Source organism: Bacillus multifaciens (assembly GCF_030756675.1).
Lineage (GTDB): Bacteria > Bacillota > Bacilli > Bacillales > Bacillaceae_G > Bacillus_A > Bacillus_A multifaciens.
This window is the reverse complement of sequence record NZ_JAVBXD010000038.1, coordinates 22,560-43,907: the sequence shown is the minus strand read 5'-3', so window position 1 is coordinate 43,907 and position 21,348 is coordinate 22,560. Positions and strand designations below refer to the sequence as shown.

The 21,348-nt window shown below is 36.1% G+C and carries 18 protein-coding genes, 1 pseudogene and 3 riboswitches; of the genes and pseudogenes, 3 read left to right on the top strand and 16 right to left on the bottom strand.

Annotation, left to right across the window (positions count from 1 at the left end; genetic code table 11):
- Nucleotides 1-284: 284 nt before the first annotated feature.
- From Q9306_RS19805 to Q9306_RS19750, 12 genes are all read right to left on the bottom strand, one after another.
- The gene (locus Q9306_RS19805; RefSeq protein WP_371932409.1) at nt 285-1,487 is read right to left on the bottom strand and encodes an MFS transporter; all 1,203 of its coding nucleotides are present in this window, start codon (nt 1,485-1,487) and stop codon (nt 285-287) included.
- A gap of 64 nt (nt 1,488-1,551) precedes the next feature.
- On the bottom strand, nt 1,552-2,136 hold the full coding sequence (locus Q9306_RS19800) for a TetR/AcrR family transcriptional regulator (RefSeq protein ID WP_306201591.1): 585 nt from the start codon (nt 2,134-2,136) through the stop codon (nt 1,552-1,554).
- Nucleotides 2,137-2,215: 79 nt separating this feature from the next.
- Complete coding sequence (locus Q9306_RS19795; RefSeq protein WP_306201589.1) at nt 2,216-2,359, bottom strand: histidine kinase; 144 nt, start codon at nt 2,357-2,359, stop codon at nt 2,216-2,218.
- Nucleotides 2,360-2,734: 375 nt separating this feature from the next.
- Nucleotides 2,735-2,956, bottom strand: a complete 222-nt coding sequence (locus Q9306_RS19790) for a hypothetical protein (RefSeq protein WP_306201587.1) — start codon at nt 2,954-2,956, stop codon at nt 2,735-2,737.
- A 257-nt stretch (nt 2,957-3,213) separates the two neighbouring features.
- On the bottom strand, nt 3,214-3,528 hold the full coding sequence (locus Q9306_RS19785) for a DnaJ family domain-containing protein (RefSeq protein ID WP_306201585.1): 315 nt from the start codon (nt 3,526-3,528) through the stop codon (nt 3,214-3,216).
- Between the two features lie 61 nt (nt 3,529-3,589).
- Complete coding sequence (locus tag Q9306_RS19780; protein WP_306201583.1) at nt 3,590-5,128, bottom strand: ABC-F family ATP-binding cassette domain-containing protein; 1,539 nt, start codon at nt 5,126-5,128, stop codon at nt 3,590-3,592.
- Nucleotides 5,129-5,497: 369 nt separating this feature from the next.
- Nucleotides 5,498-6,562: a PD-(D/E)XK nuclease family protein gene (locus Q9306_RS19775; protein ID WP_306201581.1), complete on the bottom strand. Its 1,065-nt coding sequence runs from the start codon at nt 6,560-6,562 to the stop codon at nt 5,498-5,500.
- A 77-nt stretch (nt 6,563-6,639) separates the two neighbouring features.
- Nucleotides 6,640-7,389, bottom strand: a complete 750-nt coding sequence (locus Q9306_RS19770; protein WP_306201579.1) for an ABC transporter ATP-binding protein — start codon at nt 7,387-7,389, stop codon at nt 6,640-6,642.
- The gene (locus Q9306_RS19765) at nt 7,386-8,378 is read right to left on the bottom strand and encodes an ABC transporter substrate-binding protein (RefSeq protein ID WP_306201577.1); all 993 of its coding nucleotides are present in this window, start codon (nt 8,376-8,378) and stop codon (nt 7,386-7,388) included. Before Q9306_RS19765 ends, Q9306_RS19770 begins: the two co-directional genes overlap by 4 nt.
- Nucleotides 8,375-9,145, bottom strand: a complete 771-nt coding sequence (locus Q9306_RS19760; RefSeq protein ID WP_306201593.1) for an ABC transporter permease — start codon at nt 9,143-9,145, stop codon at nt 8,375-8,377. Before Q9306_RS19760 ends, Q9306_RS19765 begins: the two co-directional genes overlap by 4 nt.
- Nucleotides 9,123-9,443: an MTH1187 family thiamine-binding protein gene (locus Q9306_RS19755; protein ID WP_020062770.1), complete on the bottom strand. Its 321-nt coding sequence runs from the start codon at nt 9,441-9,443 to the stop codon at nt 9,123-9,125. The genes Q9306_RS19760 and Q9306_RS19755 overlap by 23 nt, the downstream gene beginning before the upstream one ends.
- Before the next feature lie 97 nt (nt 9,444-9,540).
- Nucleotides 9,541-9,643: riboswitch (TPP riboswitch) on the bottom strand.
- Nucleotides 9,644-10,009: 366 nt separating this feature from the next.
- A complete protein-coding gene (locus Q9306_RS19750) occupies nt 10,010-10,732 on the bottom strand; it encodes a CPBP family intramembrane glutamic endopeptidase (RefSeq protein WP_306201573.1) in 723 nt (240 codons plus the stop codon).
- Nucleotides 10,733-10,828: 96 nt separating this feature from the next.
- Here Q9306_RS19750 and Q9306_RS19745 point away from each other — a divergent pair, with 96 nt between their 5' ends.
- Together Q9306_RS19745 and Q9306_RS19740 are read left to right on the top strand one after the other, a co-directional pair.
- On the top strand, nt 10,829-11,713 hold the full coding sequence (locus Q9306_RS19745) for a helix-turn-helix domain-containing protein (RefSeq protein WP_306201571.1): 885 nt from the start codon (nt 10,829-10,831) through the stop codon (nt 11,711-11,713).
- Between the two features lie 368 nt (nt 11,714-12,081).
- Nucleotides 12,082-12,168: riboswitch (cyclic di-GMP riboswitch) on the bottom strand.
- A gap of 182 nt (nt 12,169-12,350) precedes the next feature.
- A pseudogene (locus Q9306_RS19740) lies at nt 12,351-12,707 on the top strand (anaerobic C4-dicarboxylate transporter family protein); the annotation flags it as partial.
- A 61-nt stretch (nt 12,708-12,768) separates the two neighbouring features.
- On the opposite strand, the gene ilvA reads toward Q9306_RS19740, so the two are convergent.
- The 3 genes from ilvA to thiM form a co-directional block, all read right to left on the bottom strand.
- The gene (ilvA, locus tag Q9306_RS19735; RefSeq protein WP_306201569.1) at nt 12,769-13,977 is read right to left on the bottom strand and encodes a threonine ammonia-lyase; all 1,209 of its coding nucleotides are present in this window, start codon (nt 13,975-13,977) and stop codon (nt 12,769-12,771) included.
- A gap of 118 nt (nt 13,978-14,095) precedes the next feature.
- Nucleotides 14,096-14,749, bottom strand: coding sequence for a thiamine phosphate synthase (thiE, locus tag Q9306_RS19730; protein ID WP_306201567.1), 654 nt, complete (start codon nt 14,747-14,749; stop codon nt 14,096-14,098).
- Nucleotides 14,750-14,764: 15 nt separating this feature from the next.
- On the bottom strand, nt 14,765-15,574 hold the full coding sequence (thiM, locus tag Q9306_RS19725; RefSeq protein WP_306201565.1) for a hydroxyethylthiazole kinase: 810 nt from the start codon (nt 15,572-15,574) through the stop codon (nt 14,765-14,767).
- 72 nt (nt 15,575-15,646) lie between these two features.
- A riboswitch (TPP riboswitch) is annotated at nt 15,647-15,756 on the bottom strand.
- 417 nt (nt 15,757-16,173) lie between these two features.
- On the opposite strand from thiM, the gene Q9306_RS19720 reads away from it, so the two are divergent.
- Nucleotides 16,174-18,363, top strand: coding sequence for a DNA topoisomerase III (locus Q9306_RS19720; protein WP_306201563.1), 2,190 nt, complete (start codon nt 16,174-16,176; stop codon nt 18,361-18,363).
- Nucleotides 18,364-18,571: 208 nt separating this feature from the next.
- Here Q9306_RS19720 and Q9306_RS19715 read toward each other — a convergent pair whose 3' ends face one another.
- Nucleotides 18,572-21,214 carry a YhgE/Pip domain-containing protein gene (locus Q9306_RS19715; RefSeq protein WP_306201561.1) on the bottom strand — a complete coding sequence of 881 codons (2,643 nt, stop codon included), beginning with the start codon at nt 21,212-21,214 and terminating at the stop codon, nt 18,572-18,574.
- Nucleotides 21,215-21,348: the final 134 nt, after the last annotated feature.

The following is a 21,348-nucleotide window of genomic DNA, read 5'->3' as shown; positions in this document are numbered from 1 at the left end:
CATTACTATTTTAGGTGATAAGCATTTGAAACTTAATACAAATTCTGATACCTAACGGACCCAACGATTTAACTTCCGCTTTCGAGAATTATGTAAATGAGCCGTCCATATGACGGCTCATTGTATTTTAACTCCTACTGTATGGCTACTTCCCCCTGTACCTTGATAATGTGAAGAAAACACTTATCTGAAAGCTGCAATGTTGTAGAATCTAGAATCCGAATGCGCTTAAATGTCGTGGTATATTGATGGATTGTTTTGTTGTGTCGAATGAATTCTTTGAGTTAACAGACTCCTCCTTGTTTTTGTGTCATTTTCATTCGAAGTACTGGTAAAATAGCTGCTAATCCTAATACCGCCGCTATGCTAAATACGATCACGAGCGAAGTTGTCTCCTTCAATACCCCTCCTAGCGAAACACCGATTAACAGCGTGCTCATAAATAGCGGTAATACCGTTCCATTTACCCGGCCAATCATGTTTTCATCTACAAGTTGAATCATAAACGTTCCAATTACGATATTTACACAAGCTAAACAAATACCTGTTATAAAACGCATGCACACTGTAATCCAAAACGAAGTCGAAAACCCTTCTACAACAAATGAAACAGCTAAAATGATCATCCCAAAAACGAGTAAATGTTTCTGCTTTACTTTTTTAGAAACAACAGCTGCCACACCGCCCCCAATTAACATCCCAATGCCATCGGCTGCAGTTAAATATTGGACAGCTTCTTTCTCCATTCCTAATCGTTCCACAACGAGAAAGACTTCAAGCGGTTGTACTAAACCTGCCGCTAAGCCAATAATCGAAAAAGCTATAGCCAACATTCGCAGGGGATTCGAACGTAGCACATACAACCAACCTTCTTTTATATCATTCCATAATGAAGATTGCCGCGCCTCTACTTCTTTCATCCATCCTGGTAGAAATGAAAGACAAAGAGCTGATAAAACAAAAATAATGATTAAGCTGTAGAGTGATGCAAATAAACCGAGCTGTGTATACACGAATGTTCCTACAACTGGACCAAAGATAAGGAACAATGCTTGTAAACTTTGAGATATGGCAATAGCTGCACTCACATGTTCCTCTTCGACATGATGTTTAAACACGCGTGAAGTTGCTGGCTGTGAAAATTGGCTGACGACCGCTGACACAAATGTTGCAGCAAATAGCGCTTGCCAATACCCAATATTCAACAAGAAAACGATCATAACGATAGATAGTGCACTTAATATATCCCCTGTAATCATCGTGCGATTTGGATTCCACCGGTCAGCCAAGGCACCTCCAACAAACGAAAAGATAAATATAGGTGCGTATTCCATAACGGACAATATAGAAACAGCAACGGGATCATTATTTGTCTGTTCCATAACAAAAAACAAAAGCGCCATATTTCGGATCCAAATCGCAAATTGTTGTAAAATATCAGAAGCAATTACAAGTAGAAACACTCGATTTTTTAACAAAGCATTCATCGTATCTCCCCTTTTTTAAACCGACCGTTCAGTCTAATTTGTTTCAAGAGAAAAGCTGCTGATATTACGATCCAGCTGCCATTCCCTGTAATAAAACATCAATTGCCTTTTTATAAATCCGTGTCATTTCTTCTGCATTCATTTCATAATATAATGGTCCAAGCCCAGCTAACAGACCGTTCACAACGTACATAAGATCATTTACATCGTCTTGGCGAAATTCACCTGATGCCATCCCTTCTTCGACTAGCTTCTTAAAAATGCTATACGATTCACGAGTTAAGGCGATCATTTCATCCATTATATCTTTCCTTACAACTTGACTCGTTAGAAATTCTTCAATTGTACTAGAAATTGGATTTTGGACATCTTCGACATAATATTCAGCAAGGCCATATAACTTTTCTGTACTTGTCTGGTACTGCTTTTCTTTTTCTGCCCATTTTTCCAACCAATCGTACGTATGCTGCTTCACTACAAATAAAAACAATTCTTCTTTACTTTTAAAGTGATAGTAAATACTACCTTTACTTCGCTCAGTAATTTCACAAATGTCTTCCATAGATGTTGCTGCATACCCTGTTTTTGAAAATAATTGTTCTGCTTTATAAGCAATTTCTCTTTTAATTTCTTCAGCACTTTTTCTCATCATTGCACCTCATTAAACCGACCGTTCAGTCTAATTTTAACAAAAATTGCCTCTTTCTTACAAGAGGCAATTTCCTTATTTATGAAAATATCTTATCAATCCAATTATGAATCGCATACAGTTTTCCTATTTTTAACGCGATCTTAAATAGAACAACGCCACCCGCCACTACAGCAAATGCAATCATTTTCCCTTTGTTTTTTACTTTCGGCTTTTTTTCCATTCTCTATTCCCTCTTTATCTCTTTATTAAGGTTTCTTGTTAATCAAATGTTTATTTATACAAATCTATTTTGATTTTTCAACACATAAATCGCTGCTATGCAAAATCCAACATACCCGCTACTGGCCTGCTCCTTTTGTTTTAAACATCGCACGTGGCAGAAAAAGGCCCTGACCGCTTCTATGCATAGCCAGTTGCTCTCGCCCATCTAAAAAGAAAGGGCTTTTATGTCGGTTCTCTAATTTCTTACAGCGATTTACTCCCATTAATCAAACGTTTGTTTAATACATTTTCCAAGACTTTTCCCCAACTAATCAAACGTTTGTTTAAATTTCAAAGCAATAAAAAAATGCGCCTTTTCAGGCGCATTTCTATGTCAATCTCCACCGCCGCTGCCACCATCTCCGCCAAAAGAACTTCCGCAATCTCCCGAGCTGTCACTAGATCCTGCAAAAAATATTGGTGCACTATAGCTATCCGTTGAATCGGAATTGTATCGGCTTCGTCCCCTTTTTCTCCCACTTGATCCATTTACTTTTACAATAATTGCAACTAGTAAAGCAAAAAATATAACGCCTACTACCATTTCCATGTCCATTCTAAAATCCCCCTTTCACTCTTCAACTAGAGTGTGATTTATATTTTTCAGGGAAAACAATCACAACTAAATATTTCGCCAAAACTCCCTCCATATCCTCTAATAAAATTACATTTTTACCTATATTAGGATGAATTTCAAACTAATAGTACAGATAGCAATTGTTAGCTCTTATTTACTTTGAAATTATATAAATTCTCTTATAGAAATTTTTGAAATATCTTATCGCGGTATAAACCAAATGAAGCTGTTTCTTTTCATTTGCGTCTTTCGAGCAGTTGCTGAAAACGAAGTGATTTCGCTGTTAATTCTTCTTGTAATTGTTTTCTCTCTGCCTCATCATGACAACACGCCAGTAAATCTTCAATTTTTAACATCTCTTTTTGCAGATGCATTTCTTCAGGAATCATACCAGCATTTTTCAAAATTTTATAACTCATACGAAGTTCTTCTGGAATCATCGATAAATCTTCTAACTGAAGATGTTTCCCTTTTCCTGGCAAATCTTCAAATTCACCATCTTTCATCGCTTGCCGAATACGTTCCTCAGCAAGAATCGAAAAGATCTCCATAACTCCACCACCACCTCTATTCTATAGTTTATTCCATTAACAGGAAAAAATCTCCTCACTATTAAGCGCGTTTACACCAATCTTGTACCGTCCAAATTTGCGTCACCCATTCTTCATAAAAATCTGGTTCATGAGAAACGAGCAAAATCGTGCCTTCATATTCCATAAGAGCTTGCTTAAGCGCTTCTTTTGCCCGAACATCTAAATGATTTGTCGGTTCATCTAAAACAAGTACATTACTTTCTGTTAACATTAATTCACATAAACGTACTTTCGTTTGTTCCCCGCCGCTTAAAGAGCAAAGCGGCTGCAAAATATGCTCTTCTGTTAAACCACACCTTGCTAATGATTGCCGAATTTGTTTTTGCGTCATATCCGGCCGAAGTGACCATACTTCCTCAAGCGGTGTTTGCTCAGTGGCGAATTCTTCTTGCGCAAAATAAGCCGGGTTTACTCGCTCTCCTATTTGCACCGTGCCGCTTAAAGGCTGCAAATACCCAAGCAATGTTTTTAACATTGTTGTTTTCCCGATCCCGTTATAACCGACGATCGCAATTTTTTCACCGCGCTTTATTTGTAAATCAATTGGGCTGAATAAAGGCTCTTTATAACCAATCTGCATATTTTTCGTCTCTAAAATTCGGCTAACAGAATCAAAATGCACCTGAAACATAAAACGCGGTTGCAGCGCAGAAGTTGGCTTTCCGATTTGGTTGATTTTTGCTAACACTTTTTCACGACTTTTTGCTTGTTTCGCTTTACGAACTTTATTCTTTTGAATAAAATTCTTTAGTCTTTCCATTTCTCTTTGCTGCCTATCATACGCTACTTGTAATTGCTGTTTATTTTGCTCATAGTTTGTTAGGAATGTTTGATAATTACCGATATAGCGTTTCATCCCTCTATATTCTAAATGATAAATAACATTCGTAATTTCATTTAAAAACCTTTCATCATGCGAAACGACAATATAAGCATGTTCGTAATTTCTCAAATACCCCATAAGCCATTCAATATGAACGTTATCAAGGTAGTTTGTTGGTTCATCAAGTAACAAAACATGCGGCTCTTCTAATAATAATTTTCCTAACAACAGTTTTGTTCGTTGACCGCCGCTTAGTTGTTCCACATCACGATCCATCCCAAGTTCTAAAATTCCTAATCCTGCAGCGACCATTTCGATTTTTTCCTCAATATGATAAAAGTCAGAATGCTCTAGTGCACTTTGCAGCTCTCCGTATTGCACTAGCAATTGTTCAAGATTATCACCTGCTGCCATTTTCTCCGCTATTTGTAGCATCTTATTCTCGGTATCGTACAAGCTGGCAAAGGCGCTTTGTAAATACTTCATAATCGTTGTGCCGGCCTGCAAATCGATATGTTGCTGCAAAAAACCAATCTTCATATGAGGAAACCACTCAATCGTCCCCTCATCAGGAAGTAACTCTCCCGCTAATATACGCAGTAACGTCGATTTCCCTGCTCCGTTACTCCCTACAAGACCAACATGCTCACCTCGAAGTAATCGAAAATCAATATTTTGAAAGATTATTTTATCCCCATACATATGGGTAAGATTTTCAACTGATAACATACTCATTTTACTCTCTCCTTTTCGCTTTACATCTAAAGCCAAACGAGAGAACAGTACAAAAAAAACAATATTCAATTTACTAAACGTAAAAATGGATAAGGCAAACACACCTTATCCATTACAAATTATTATCGTAAAAAAGGAATAAGGTTCTTTATCTACTGTCTTTCGGTTGGCTTTTACTCAAAAATTGGGCAGACTACTCCCTTATCAAGCCAAAACCATTTGAAGAACAGTTGATAAAGTCATCTTATCCTTTCACCTCTTTATAAATTATTATTTGTATATAGAATAAACAAAAATTATACATTTATTCTATCATATGCTAAATTCTACAAATTTGTTAAAATTCCTGCTTATAAGTAATTTATACCATCATTTATTTTTATAAAATCCATCCATTAGTTGGAGCACACTTTTAAATTCCTGTAAACCTTGTCCTAGTGTAAGAGAACTATATTCTTCTTTTAAACCATAAGCACAAATTGTATCTCCTTCTATCCAAGCATCGTATTTTTCATTCAAGAAATGTTGGTCTAGAGCATCCCATTCTTCTTCTTCAATGCCATATATGTAATAATCTACTTCGAACTCTCCGTCTTCTCTTACAACAAACACAATATTCGTCTTTGGACCCCAACGTTCCTTAGAGGAAAACTTAATTCCAACTTTCTTTTCTCCCCATCCCTCATAAATTTTATGTGTAACTTTTTCATGTCCTAATTCTTGCATAATTGCTTGTATTTCTTTAGATATGTAATTTAAATATTGTGATCTCATTTTTATAATCTCATTGATTTGCGCATAATTATTTTGTATAAAGCTCAACATTTTTTGATCCATGGTTTCTTCTCCTATTAAAGCTTTAATATTCACTACATACTCCCTTAAAAAGACCACCCACTTTGTTGTTCCGCATTTCAATAAATATTTACCTAATCCTTTTTCAATTTCATTAATAAAATGAACATATGAAAGACTCATCCAATTATCATGATTAATCATCTTTTTTTCTAAAGAGAGAAGTATAAAATAACAAGATTTGTTTTGGTATGTATTATTAATAAACTCTATATATTCATCTAGTGGATTTAAAACTTGATGATAAATTTTATTTTCGATTACAATTACCCAGTCCTCTCCTTCAATTAAAATATCTATTCTATTTCCTTCATCTGTTACTACTTCTCTTTCTATTGATAAAAAGCTCAATACATCTATATTAATGCTTAAACACTTCGCTAAACTTTGCAAAAACAGTGTTTGAAATCCATGTTCTTCTCTCGGATGCATAAAAAAAGCCATAATATCGCTAATAGGATTTTCATAATGACCCCTCGCACCAATTGAAAAGAAGTTTTTTTCTTTTGGCGACTGTTTATATTCCAAACTTTCTTTTATTGTTTTTGCATACTGAATTTCATAATCAACCTTTTGCATAACACTTTCCCTTCATACTTTTATAATAAAAAACCCCTTAACAGTAATTGTATCAAAAACCGTTAAGGAGCAATGTCTTATTTCCTCATATAAGGAGCTAATATTTTCAATATCTCTGTTTTATCTTCTTTTAACTCTTCTGACGTTAACATGTCCATTGTTCTAGGGCGCGACAAGTTCACTTTCACTTCGCCAACAATTGTTGATGGCTGCTGTGACATAATGAAAACACGATCTGATAACAAAATCGCTTCGTCTAAGTCATGCGTAACCATAATAATTGTTTGTTTCCCTTTTTGCCATGATTCTAGTAACCAGCTATGCACTTCCATTTTTGTAAATGCATCTAATTTTCCAAAGGGTTCATCAAGCAGCATAATCGGTTTATCACATAAATACGTCCGTAAAAAGCTAACACGCTGCCGCATTCCCCCTGATAACGCATCTGGGTAATGATCTGCATATTCATCAAGTCCAAATTGCCTTAGCGCTTCCATACCAACTTCTAATCGTTTTCTTTTCGATTGCCCTTCAATTTCTAAAGGCAATACAATATTATGAAGAGCAGAACGCCATGGAAGCAGGAGATCTTGCTGCGGCATATAGCTAACAATATCACGTTTCATAACGGATTGGTCTTCGTAAAGTACATCTCCATCATTTGCTTGTTCAATTCCAGCGATAATGTTTAATAACGTACTTTTTCCGCACCCACTTGGTCCAACAAACGAAACAAATTCACCTTCTTGAACCGAGACATTCATATGCTCTAGCACTGTTTTCCCATCAAATGTTTTCGTAACGTCTTTTACTTGTAGTCCGTTCATTTTTCGCTCGGAAGGAATTCGTTCGTAAAGGCCGCTTTCACATCAATTTTCTTTTTAATGACTTTATTGTCATATAAGAAATTCATATAATTCGTCCATACTTCTTCCTTCTGTACTCCCCACGCCTTCGCATCATCTTGGTATTTCGTACTTAACCATTTTTGGCTTTCTTGTACTAACTCTTTATTAATGTCTGGTACATTTTTAATTAAAATATCCGCTGATGCTTGCGGCTCCTTAATCGCAAAGTTATAGCCATCCGTTGTTGCTTTCATAAACTTCTTCACAAAGTCTTTATCTTGTTTTGCGTGTTTTTCACTAGTAATAATAACAGGACTATAATAATCTAATGCTGGATCTAAATCTTTTAGCATAATCGTGTTTAGCTCAATGCCTTTTCTTTTTGCTTCAATACCATCCCAGCCATAATAGATCCACTCAAAATCAGCGTCACGGCCAATAGATTTAAAGAAATCTGTTTGTCCAAGTACAACCTTTTGCACTTTATTATAGTCTGCTTGATGTTTATCCATAATTGTTTTTAAAGTAGCTTCTTCAGCTGGTGCTCCCCAACCGCCATATCGTTTTCCTTCAAATGCTTTTGGAGATGTGATGTTATCCTTTTTTAAAGATGCAAATGCAGATGTATTATGTTGAATAACAGCACCAATTGATACAACAGGAATATCTTCCACCCTTGCTGTTGTTACGTTCTCTTGATAACTTACACCAAAATCAGCTTTTCCCGATGCAACCATTTGTTCAGCAGAAGTGTTTTCACCTGGCTGAATAATTTCTACATCTAAGCCTTGTTTTTTATAGTAGTCTTTCGTCTTTGCTACATATAAACCAGTATGGTTTGTATTCGGAAACCAATCTAATACTACTTTTACTTTCTGCTCTTTACTCTCTTCTGTTTTCCCTGCTGAGCAGCCTGCAAATGTAAATAATAAAGAAGCTGCTAATAACGCTTTTAACCCTTTTTTCATTTCTCTCCATCCTTTCTGTAAACCCATGGTGCTGTTAGTCTTGCCATAAATTCAACAATAAAATACAAGAGTAGCGTCACACAGGCAATAACAGCAGCGATTCCAAACACCCGAGCTGTTAAAAAAGATTTCGTCGCTCTTGTCAGCATAACCCCTAAACCTTCACTTGCCCCAAGCCATTCTCCAATAATGGCCCCCATTACGCTATATGTAACGGCAATTTTTAATCCTGAAAAAAAGTATGGCAGTACTGCTGGAAACTTCACTTTTTGATAGACTTGCCACTTGCTTGCTCGCATTGTTTGCAGCAACTTTAACATCGCTTTGTCTACCGTTTGAAAACCTTCTAAAATACTAAGTGTAATCGGAAAGAAGCATACGAGAATCACAACCATTACTTTTGGCAGCATCCCGTAGCCAAACCAAATAATAAATAACGGTGCGAGTACAACAATCGGAATGGTTTGCGAAATCACTAATAATGGATTTATTAACACACGGAATAATGGAATTACATCCATAATTATTGCAATGCTCGTTCCGAGTATAATCGCAAAAAATAATCCTATGAAAACTTCTTGTAAAGTCTGCACTGTATTAGGAAGTAATAAATCTTTCATTTCAATAAGTTCATGTACAATTGCAGAAGGCTTCGGCAAAATCCACGGTTCAATATGGAATATTGAAACAGCTCCTTCCCATATTGCGATGAGAAGGAAAAGCCAAATTGTCGTAATCGCTATGTTAGATCTCTTCTGTTTTTTCATGATCTTCACGATACTTCCACACTTTTTCATCAATCGTTACGCCTGTGCTTGGACGATAGTGAATTTTAATAGAAGTAATAACTTCTTCTGCCCCATCATCTATGCAAGCTTGCTGCGCACGCTTAATAATGTCCAAAAGTTCATCTAACTCTCCTTCCATTGTCGTCTCCATCGCGCCAACTTCATAGCGCACACCTGATTGCTGAACAACCTCAATTGCTTTATCTACAACCGCATAAACATCTTTATGCTTTGCTTGTGGTACAACTGAAAATGAAACTGTAACTTGCTGTGACATACTAAATTCCTCCTTGAATTTCATATAAAAAGAAAAGGCTTTCCTGCAGCGAAGCAGGAAAGCCTTATATACAAGTTATCATAGAATAACAGTCGCTACGATTCTTGATACAACTCCCTACGCTGGCATTATCCAGATCAGGTTAAGGGTCGATGTATTGTTACATCCTCTCAGCCACATAGGCTCCCCTGTTTCAATTCGTTTTCATTGTAGCACGGATTATTTTTATGAACAAACAAATTTATTTTTTTCCTGTAAATACTATTTCTAGGTACTCTTCAGACGGGGTTGATGTAGGGAGTTAGAGTTTGAGGGATATATGATGTTAATATCCCTTAACTTTGTATGAAGTGACATACATTCAATTATTACGTCTCGGCTGAGCTTCTAATCATGATAATTGTAGCGGGTCTGGCTGTGATAAAGGTTGATTATTTCACAAAAAATAATTCTCTATCAAAGATAATTGAGATGTGTTCTTTTTTAATAGGGTTAGGGGTACACCCCATCGCTATCAAGCTAAGAAATACATTCTTCACAAAAACGAAAAAGTAGGGGGTTATTATTTAGCAATTTTTTAGATTATTTCTTTGAACATAAAGAATGATAATAGCTATTGTATATACTGCTGATAAAACTAAGACAGAAAAAATATTCGCTTCAACTGAACTAGCTAAAGTGATAGACGCTAAAATATTAAATAGTGCATGAGTAGCTATCAATAAGTAAATATTTCTCGTCAAATAATAAATCGTTGAAAAAACAATTCCTAATAACAAAGCATTAGTAATTTGAAGTACAACTAAAATGGTTGTTGCTTCTGGATTGATTGCAATTGCACTGTGTAAAATTCCAAAAATAATAGATGAGAAAATAATATAAACCATTGGATTTCTTGTTTTTAACTTATCAAAATAGATTGCACGAAATAGCGTTTCTTCGGTATAACCAACCAATACCATTTGAACAATTAGTAACATAATGGTTGGAACTGGAATCGAAAAATTAATTTCTAGAATTAGTGGTTGTACTAAAACAATAACGCCCATAATTAAACAAATTCGATAATCAACTTTCTTAATTGCGAAACCAAATTTTTCTAATGATGGATCACTCTTTTTCATGTATATGGTAAAGATGCTTCCCATAAGCAAGAATGCCATAATTTGATAAAGAATCATTCCATCTTCACTTGCATTTGTCATAACACCAATTGCCGAAAAAAGTGAGACGACAATTGTTAAAGACACACTGTACAATACTAATTCTATATAGAATGTTTTTTTCATTTAAACTTCCTCCAAATTCAATTTTCTATAATTTATCATGGAATTAATAATTGTTTTTTGCTAAAATTCCTGTATACAGGAATTGAGGGTTATAGAATGTACGGACATACAATGAAACAAATCAGAAAAATGAAAAAATTTACACAAAAAGAAATCTATACAGGTGTCGTGTCAAAATCATTTTACAGTGACTTTGAAGCGGGTAAATACTCCGTGAGTATTGAAAAATTTGAAGGCTTATTACAAAACCTAAATATTTCATTTGATGAGTTTATGTATTTTTACCATCAAAACGATTTATCTGATAGTCGAAAATTAGACGCAAAAATCGATGAATTATACAAAAAAGGAAAATTTGACGAGTTATTTGCTATTTATGAAAGACATTTTTCTAATCATGTAAAGGAAATTCGATATTTGGCTGCAAAAGCATATTTACTCGTATTAATCACCCATAATAATTTCCATAAACTTTCAAGAGACCCATTTATTGAGATTTTAGCGGATTTAGAAAATGCAAAGATGTGGACTTTAAATGAAATAAAATTAGCTAAGCTAGTTCTTTTGTCTATACCTGAAAAAGAATTAGATAGGTCAAATAAACTATTTACAAGAATAAAGCAAGAACTAACTAAATATGAAATATTTGACAACAAAGTATATTTCGAAGAGTTAGCGGATCTCTTTTTTAATCGAATACAAAGTTTATTGATACTGAACGATGTAAAAAGTTCAAAAGAAGTACTCAATGAGTATTCACTGGCAATTCAAGGCTCAGATAATATGACACTGTGCATCCAGTTACAATTTATTAGTATTTTGGTTGGGTTGTATTATGATTATCCAACCTATGAAACAAAAGTAAAAAAGTTCTTCACACAAATGAATAAAATTCCAGTCTCAGAGTGTCATTTCTATAGAGTTATTTTTGATATCCATAACGAGAAAGCGAAGAATTACTTTTTGCGTTACTTTAAATAAAAATGTAAGTTATTAGATTAGTTAACTGCTAATCCACATATTGAACAAATGAGTAGCAAATTTAAAATAAACAAGTTCTTTAGAAAGTATGTAAAAATCAGTTCTGGTGCAAAGATAAAATAAAAGAGAATATAGCACAGATTTTTTCATATACGACACAGAATACAAATTCCCTTTTAAAAATAAAAACCTGTCAAAAACGACAGGTTTTTATTTTTAATCACCACTTGCAATTTATCAAAATCACGCCGCTATCCCATTTGTTGCTGATAGCGGCATTCTTACTCTTATTATTTTTTCTATTAATATCTTTACACAAAAAAAAGGACCAATGTTATAAAAACATTGGCCTAAACCAACCCTATCAGTCCGGTAACTGGCTAGCATAGTCTTATTTGACCTTAGCTCCTATAGCTTTGCGACCTTGCGTTTCCACAAGTTTGCCTTTCTCGAGAACGAGTTGAACGATATGGGAGTTTTATGAGAATTAAATAATTCTCTGTCCACAGATTACAACATCTAAATCAATTTGTCCACTTATTTGTACATATAAATATAAAATTTCAAAATAACCCTCTTCCTCTTGTAACATAATGTTAACAAAAAGAGTAAGTCACATTTTTAATGTGTTATATATGGTAACTTACAAACAATTCAAGGTTCTATTCAAGATCTCGTAACGAGTGCACCGTGGTTATTTGCAATTGCACTATTCGTACTATCAATCTTGTTATATAGCCAAGCCGCAACGGTACGTGCGTTAGTACCACTTGGATTAACACTTGGCATTTCACCGGCACTATTAATCGCGATGTTCCCAGCTGTAAACGGATATTTCTTTATTCCAAACTATGGAACCATTGTTACGGCAATTAACTTTGACCGTACGGGTACAACGCGTATCGGTAAAAATTATAGTTTTATGATTCCGGGTCTTGTTGCAACAATTACATCAATTGGAATTGGAATGCTTCTCGTTTCACTGATGTTTTAATTAAGACAGAGCTAGCCTTTACAAGGGCTAGCTCTTTTTAATCAAACGTTTGTTTAAATATTTATTCAATAATTTCAATACTATATCCTTTCTTCCGCATTCCCGTTAGCACTTGCTCAATATGCTCATTATCTTTCGTCTCAAGAGAAAGATGAAGCTGTGCATAACCTGGGAATACTTTCGATCCAATTCTCTCTAAATGAATGTGAAGAACATTTGCTTCTAAATCGGTGATAATTTGTAATACTTGCTGCAATTGTCCTGGCTTATCTTTAATCATAGTTGAAATATGGACAAATCGTCCTGCTTCCACCATCCCGTGTTCAATAATACGAGAAATAAAATTAACATCAACATTACCGCCACTTATTACAGAGACAATCTTTTTCCCTTGCTCAGGCACTTTTCCATATAACAGCGCTGCTAATGAAGTAGCACCCGATCCTTCTACAAGTAATTTATTACGTTCTAATAACATAAGCATTGTCCGCGCAATCTCCATTTCATCCACACAGAAAATATCATCTACATAACGCTGCACAAGCTGAAAAGTGAGATCACCTGGTCTTTTCACCGCAATTCCATCGGCCATTGTAGGCGTTGATTGTACCGTCACCCTTTGTTTTTCCTGTAAAGATTGTTTCATACTCGGACACGCTAGCGCCTGAACACCATATATTTTCACTGATGGCTTTTGTTCTTTAATCGCCATCGCAACGCCTGCAATTAAGCCACCGCCTCCAATCGGACAAATGACCGCGTCAACATCATCAAGCTGCTGCAAAATTTCTAATCCAACTGTTCCTTGTCCAGCAATCACATGCTCATCATCAAATGGATGGACAAATGTCGCTCCAGTTCGTTCTTTTAAATCAAGCGCATACGCTAACGCTTCATCAAACACATTTCCTTGCAATTCGATATTCGCTCCGTAACGCTTTGTTGCAAGCACCTTACTAAGCGGCGCTCCTTTTGGCATAACAATGGTACATGGAATCCCGAGCATATTACTAGAATAAGCAACACCTTGCGCATGATTACCAGCCGATGCTGCCACAACTCCTTTTTGCAATTCTTCTTTACTAAGTGAAGTCATTCTATTATAAGAACCACGCACTTTAAAAGAACCCGTCTTTTGCAAATTCTCAAGCTTTAAATAGATTTCATTATGAGCTAGCTCACTAAATGTACTCGAATAATCTAACGGCGTCGTATGGACAATCCCTTTCATTTTTTCATGAGCGGCTATAATCGTTTGTAACGTAATCATGTTGTCGCCTCCGAAACAGTATATTCATACACTTTAGTTTCAAACGATACAATTTGTTTTATACAAAAAAAGAACGATTTCTGCATATGAGAAATCGGTCTTTTCATCTATCAACTCATTATTTTTTTACTAACTCCGCTAATTTTTTCGTACTCTCATAAGGAGAATCCGCTAAACTAATCGCTGAAATAACAGAAACACCATCTGCCCCTGCTTCCACGACAGAAGCAGCATTGTGGGCGGTAATTCCACCAATACCGACAATCGGAATTTCAATACCATTTTCACGAAAAACACGTAATCCTGCCGTTCCTTGTACCGCTTTTGCATCTTTTTTCGTGCTTGTTTGAAAAATCGGTCCTACTCCTAAATAATCCGCACCATTTTCAATCGCAAAACGAGCTTCTTCTATTGTATGAGCAGATACACCAATGATTTTATCCCCCATTTTCCCGCGTACGATCTGAATGTTTTCATCATCTTGCCCAACATGAACACCGTCAGCATCTAACGCTAGTGCGAATTCCACATCATCATTTACGATAAATGGAACATTGTATTCTTTGCATAAAGATTGCAGCTGTTTTGCGAATGCATAGCGGTTTTCTCCTGTTAACGCTCCGTCACCTTTTTCACGATACTGAAAAAGTGTAACTCCGCCATCAAGTGCTTCTTTCATAACTTGTAATGGGTCTTTACAGCAATTGTTGCTGCCCATAATAAAATATACTTGTAGTAATTCAGACATGTGTTGCTTATCGATGCGTGCCATTTCTCTCATCCTTTCTTAACAAACTTCCTCGACATTTCCATATCGTTCAACGTCTTCTGCCGTGATGTTTGCTAATTGATTCAGAAATTCAACTTGGAAACTTCCCGGCCCTTGTTCGGCCGTTTTACTTGCCGCAATTTCTGCTGCTACACCGTAAAATGTTACCGCCGCAACAGCTGCTTTTACATAATCGTTTTCGGCTGCTGTAAACGCTCCGATAACAGATGTTAATAAACAACCCGTTCCTGTTACTTTCGTTAAAATCGGATGGCCATTGCGAAGAATGAACGTTCTTTCGCCGTCTGTTACCACATCTTCTTTTCCTGTAATAACAATAACAGTATTGAGCTGATAAGCTGCATATTTTGCAACTGACGCAACATCACCATTTCCTTCCCCTGCATCAACACCTTTAATTTCCCATTTCTCATCAATCACATTAGCAATTTCTGCGACATTACCACGAATGACTGCCAACTTTATTTCATTTGGAATATACCTTGCTACTTCTGTTCGATACGAAGTTGCCCCAGCACCGACAGGATCAAATATAATAGGTACATTGTGCGTATTTGCCGACTTTCCAGCAATAAGCATCGCCTCTACTTCTTCTTGGCGAAGTGTCCCCATATTTAACACGAGCGCTCCCGCAATACTTGCCATTTCTGCTACTTCTTCTTTTGCATATGCCATCACAGGCGATGCACCCAATGCTAGTAATCCATTGGCAGTAAAATTTGTCACCACTACATTTGTAATATTATGAACGAGCGGATTTCTTTCACGTACTGTTTCAATTACTTGTGCAATATCTTTCATTTTCATATGTATCTCTCCTTTTTTTATTATGGGAGATATAGCAAAAAAGACACTTTTGCGCATGCAAAGTGTCTTCAAAATGTGCTTTTACACTCTCCCTACGCTGGCATTACCCAACAGGTTCAAATGGTCAACGACGGATTAGCCGTACTCTCAGTTTGCATCCACAAACTCCCATGTGTTTTCTTATTCATTTACTTCAGAGTCTACTCTGATTCTATGGAAATAACAAGTTGAAAAAAGATATAAAAACCTCTTTTTTCGGTGGGAGAGAGTAACCGGCCATGTATAGAAGCGGTCAGGGCCTTTTTCTGCCACGGGCAACGTTTAAAACAAAAGGAGGAAGCGAGTGCTGGGTATATTTTATTTTCTTTGCCGAAATTTACATGAAGAAAAAACATAAAAAACACCTTTCTTTTTTGGTGGACGTGAGCAACTGGCCACGCATAGGAGCGGTCAGAACCTTTTCCTGCCACGGACAAGCAAACTAGTTCAAAATGTAACGCTTATATTTCATAACAACGGATTCGAATCTTCGGAATAACTGAATCCAAAAGGGATGTATGCTATAGTTAACTTACGGAAATTGAAAGGATGTTTGAAATATGGCAAAAAGTGTTGTAATTGCTGAGAAACCTTCTGTTGCACGTGATATTGCACGTGTATTGAAGTGTGATAAAAAAGGAAATGGTTATCTTGAAGGCAGTAAATATATTGTTACGTGGGCTTTAGGGCATCTCGTTACATTAGCAGACCCAGAAAGTTATGATGTGAAGTATAAAACGTGGAATTTAGAAGATCTTCCAATGCTACCGGAACGCTTAAAATTAACCGTGATTAAGCAAACTGGCAAACAATTTAATGCTGTGAAAAATCAGCTAACTCGAAATGATGTAAATGAAATTATCGTAGCTACAGACGCAGGACGCGAAGGAGAATTGGTAGCTCGTTGGATTATTGATAAAGTGAGAATTAATAAACCTATTAAACGTCTATGGATTTCATCTGTTACCGATAAAGCGATCAAAGATGGCTTTGCCAACTTGAAGCCGGGTAAAGCATACGACAATTTATACGCTTCAGCTGTTGCCCGTTCAGAAGCGGACTGGTATATCGGTCTTAACGCAACACGCGCATTAACTACAAGATTCAATGCACAATTAAACTGCGGTCGTGTCCAAACGCCTACTGTCGCGATCATTGCAGGACGTGAAGATGAAATTAAAAACTTCAAAACACAAACATACTACGGTATCGAAGTGCAAACAACAGATAGATTAAAACTAACTTGGCAAGATGCGAAAGGTAATAGCCGCAGCTTTGATAAAGAAAAAATTGATGCGATTGTGAAAAAACTAGGAAACCAAAATGCTACTGTAGTGGAAATTGAGAAAAAACCTAAGAAGTCGTTTGCTCCTGGTCTTTATGACTTAACAGAACTACAACGTGATGCAAATAAAATCTTTGGTTATTCTGCAAAAGAAACGTTAAATATTATGCAAAAGCTGTATGAACAGCACAAAGTATTAACATATCCGCGTACAGATTCGCGTTATATCTCATCCGACATCGTTGGGACACTTCCAGAACGTCTGAAAGCTTGCGGAGTTGGTGAGTATCGTTCTTTAGCTAATAAAGTCTTAACAAAACCAATTAAAGCTTCCAAATCTTTTGTTGATGATAGTAAAGTAAGTGATCACCATGCCATCATTCCAACAGAAAGCTATGTGAACTTCTCAGCATTCACAGATAAAGAGCGCAAAATTTACGATTTAGTTGTTAAACGTTTCTTAGCAGTTTTATTCCCAGCTTTCGAGTACGAACAACTAACGTTACGCGCTAAAATCAGTGATGAAAACTTCGTCGCACGCGGGAAAACAATTGTGAATTCTGGCTGGAAAGAAGTATATGAAAATCGCTTTGAAGATGACGATGCAGTAGATGACTTAAAAGAACAGCTTTTACCTCGCATCGAAAAAGGCGATACATTAAATGTAAAACTAATTGCAGGGACGTCTGGGCAAACAAAGCCACCTGCACGCTTTAATGAAGCGACATTACTTTCAGCAATGGAAAACCCAACAAAGTATATGGGCACACAAAATAAACAGCTTGCAGACACATTAAAATCAACAGGTGGACTAGGTACAGTTGCGACACGCGCTGATATTATTGATAAATTGTTCAATTCATTCCTAATTGAAAAACGCGGCAAAGACATTCACATTACATCAAAAGGCCGTCAGTTGCTTGATTTAGTACCAGAAGAGTTAAAGTCCCCTACCCTAACCGCTGAGTGGGAGCAAAAACTTGAAGCAATTGCGAATGGCAAGTTGAAAAAAGAAGTATTCATTTCCGAAATGAAAAACTACACAAAAGAAATTGTTTCTGAAATTAAATCAAGCGATAAAAAATATAAGCACGACAACATTTCCACAAAAACTTGCCCAGACTGCGGCAAACCAATGCTAGAAGTAAACGGTAAAAAAGGAAAAATGCTTGTCTGCCAAGATCGTGAATGCGGTCATCGTAAAAATGTATCCCGCACGACAAACGCACGCTGCCCGCAATGTAAGAAAAAACTAGAACTTCGCGGTGAAGGAGAAGGCCAAATCTTCGCATGTAAATGTGGCTACCGTGAGAAACTTTCTTCATTCCAAGAACGCCGTAAGAAAGAATCAGGTAACAAAGCAGATAAACGTGCCGTTCAAAAATACATGAAACAACAACAGCAGCAGGAAGAACCTCTAAATAATGCGTTCGCGGAAGCATTAAAAGGGTTGAAGTTTGATTAAAGGAGTTGGCTTGCCAACTCCTTTTTTTCATGCCCACCATATATCGACCGCTCTTTGTAATATATCGGCGATTTTTACAATATATCGACCGATTTTTACAATATATCGGCGCTTCGACACAATATAAAGACACTTCGACGATGTTCGACACACTTAACGCTCTCTACAAACAAAAAAGTTCCTACCAATCGGCAGGAACCTTTTATTATTAATGAATCAACTTACTTTCTTTTGCGTTTTCTACAAACTTTTCACTCGACTTATTAATTGGCTTTTTCAAGGCCAGAGCAATAACGAGCATTACAACTACCCATATACATAATACGAGAAGGTCTTTCCATACAATACCCCAAAGCATACCACCAACTGTCTCACGAATAAGACGAATTGCATACGTGAATGGCAAGAATGGGTAAATTGCTTGGAAGAATTTTGGCGTCATTTGAATTGGGAATGTTCCACCTGAACCAGCAACTTGTAATACAAGTAACACGATTGCCATGGATTTACCGATGTTTCCAAATACAGAAACAAGTGAGTATACAATACAAACGAATACTCCAGCAATAAACATGCTAAATAGAACAAACCAGAATTTATCAACTACATAGGTGCCCAATAAGAATATATCTCCCACTGCTACGATAAATGCCTGAGCAAGACCGATCGTTAAGAATGTTAAGAAACGGCCGAAGTAAATTTGATAACTTTTATACTCCGCATCTTCCTCATGTACTTCTACTGTTAATAACGACACCATGAGCAATGCTCCTACCCATAATGCTAACACTGTGTAGAACGGTGACATCGCTGAACCGTAGTTTGGAATTGGATATAATTTATTCTCTTTTAAGTTTACTGGATTTGCGAAATAATCACTTTGCTTTTCAACATCATGTTTTAGCAAACGAATGATGTCTTTTAAATCTTCTTGTGATTCAAATTCGCGAATTTTATTAGCAATTTCTTTAATTTTCTTCTCAGCTTCAGGAAGTTCTGCTTTTACTTTAGCTACGTCCTCTTTGCCAAGGGCTAATCCTTTTGATGCATCTTCTAGCAGTTTCTTCACATCAGGTAGACTTTGATTCGCTGTATTTAAAACATCCGCTGCATTTTTGTTCATTCTTTTCGTTTTCGCAATTGCATCGTTAAAACTTGGGACAATTTCAGAGTCATAGCGTGCTAAAATATTACCTAATGTGTTGGATGCATCTTTAGCAGCTGCATTTATACCATCTATATCATCTTTTGATGGTATCTTCCCGCTATTAATGACATCAAGCGCCTTATTTATTTTATTAATTATCTTTTGCATTTTTCCTTTTGCATCATTTAACTGTGCTACAGTCTCAGGAATATTTGTTGTTTTTCCTGCATCACCAGCAAGCTTATCTGCGCTATTTAATACAGGAATAATTCCATCTATTATATTAATTCCTTTTTGAAGCTGAGATTGAACGTCGTATAATCCTTGTTTTGCCGGTTCTAGATTTACATTACCACCTATACCATTATCAACTTTATTTATTAAATCATTTGTACCATTAATAAAATTATTTGAGCCTTTTTCAACATCTTTTGCTAAACTATCGATTTGATTTAATAAACCTTCAATAGCCGACTTATTCTTATTCAAATCGTTTGTTGCTTCTATTGCCAATTTTGCATTTTTGTTGATTTCATTAAGCTTTTTATTAAGAACCTCTATTTCACTTACAAGAGTATCTTTTTCAGATATGTTAGAATCTTGAACAAGTTTCTTGAGTAAATTAGTATCTTCAATTCCCATTGCAGACTTTTGCTCAATGTATTCAACAAGTGGTTTGAATTTTTCAGCTTTTGCATCAGCTGTATTTAAATACTCTTTCGCCTTATCTGTATAACCAGAAATCTTTTGCGAAGCGTCTTTTACTCCATTTGCTGTACTTTGCAAGGATTTTATCTGCCCTTTAATCATTTCCTTATCTACATTTTTCAATGGATCTTTTATAAAATCCGTAATCTGCGCCGCATCATCGGCAGCCTTTTTCGCATACGTTAAATCTCTCTTAATCGCCGCTGGTGCCTCATCCAACGCTTGATCATTTGCTGCAAAGAACGAATCTAAATCCTTCGACATCTGCTGACCATCCTGAATAATACTTTCAACCTTTGGCAATGTATCTTGCGCTGTCGTTACAAGACCTTGTGCTTTATCAGCATCTGTTAATGCTGTATCCACCACTTTATTGATTTCTGGAATTTGCGCTTCTAGTTTGAAAACGAGATCCTTTATCTTTTCAATACTTGGTAAGTTTGTTTCTAAGTCAATTCCAAGCTCATTAAAGATTTGAAAAATCTCACCATTTGCCGTTTTGACAAAGTTTTTGCCTATTTCTTCAACAATACCAGATGCACCTTTTGAAGTAATTTTTGGTGCAATGGCATTTACTTTTTCATTTACATAGTATTGAATTTCTGGCTTTTGCGGATTCTCATCCAATACCGTTGCAATTTTTTCTGAGAAGTCTTTTGGAATGGTAATACTTGCATAATAATCACCATGCTTCACACCATGTATGGCTTCCTTCTCATCAACAAATTTCCAACCGAGGTTCTTATCCTTTTTTAAGGAATCGACAACTTCTTTCCCTATATTAATGTCTTTCCCTCGTAAATTTGCACCTTTGTCTTCATTAGTTATTGCAATGGGAACATCTTTCGTACTCCCATAAGGGTCCCACGAGGCTTTAATATTAAACCACGCATAGAGCGATGGTAAAATCGTAAGCCCTATGATGATCACAATTGCAGCCCAGTGCCTTGCTACATTCCTTATGTCTGTCGTATATATACGCCATATTTGTTTCATATTATTAATCACCTAATCATATGTTTTTTCTTTCTGCAAAATTCATACATACATTTCGCCATTATAACATTGTTCTTAGAAAAATTTAACTGAAATGATGCATATGTAGTTCATCACCAAAAGACAGGAATGAT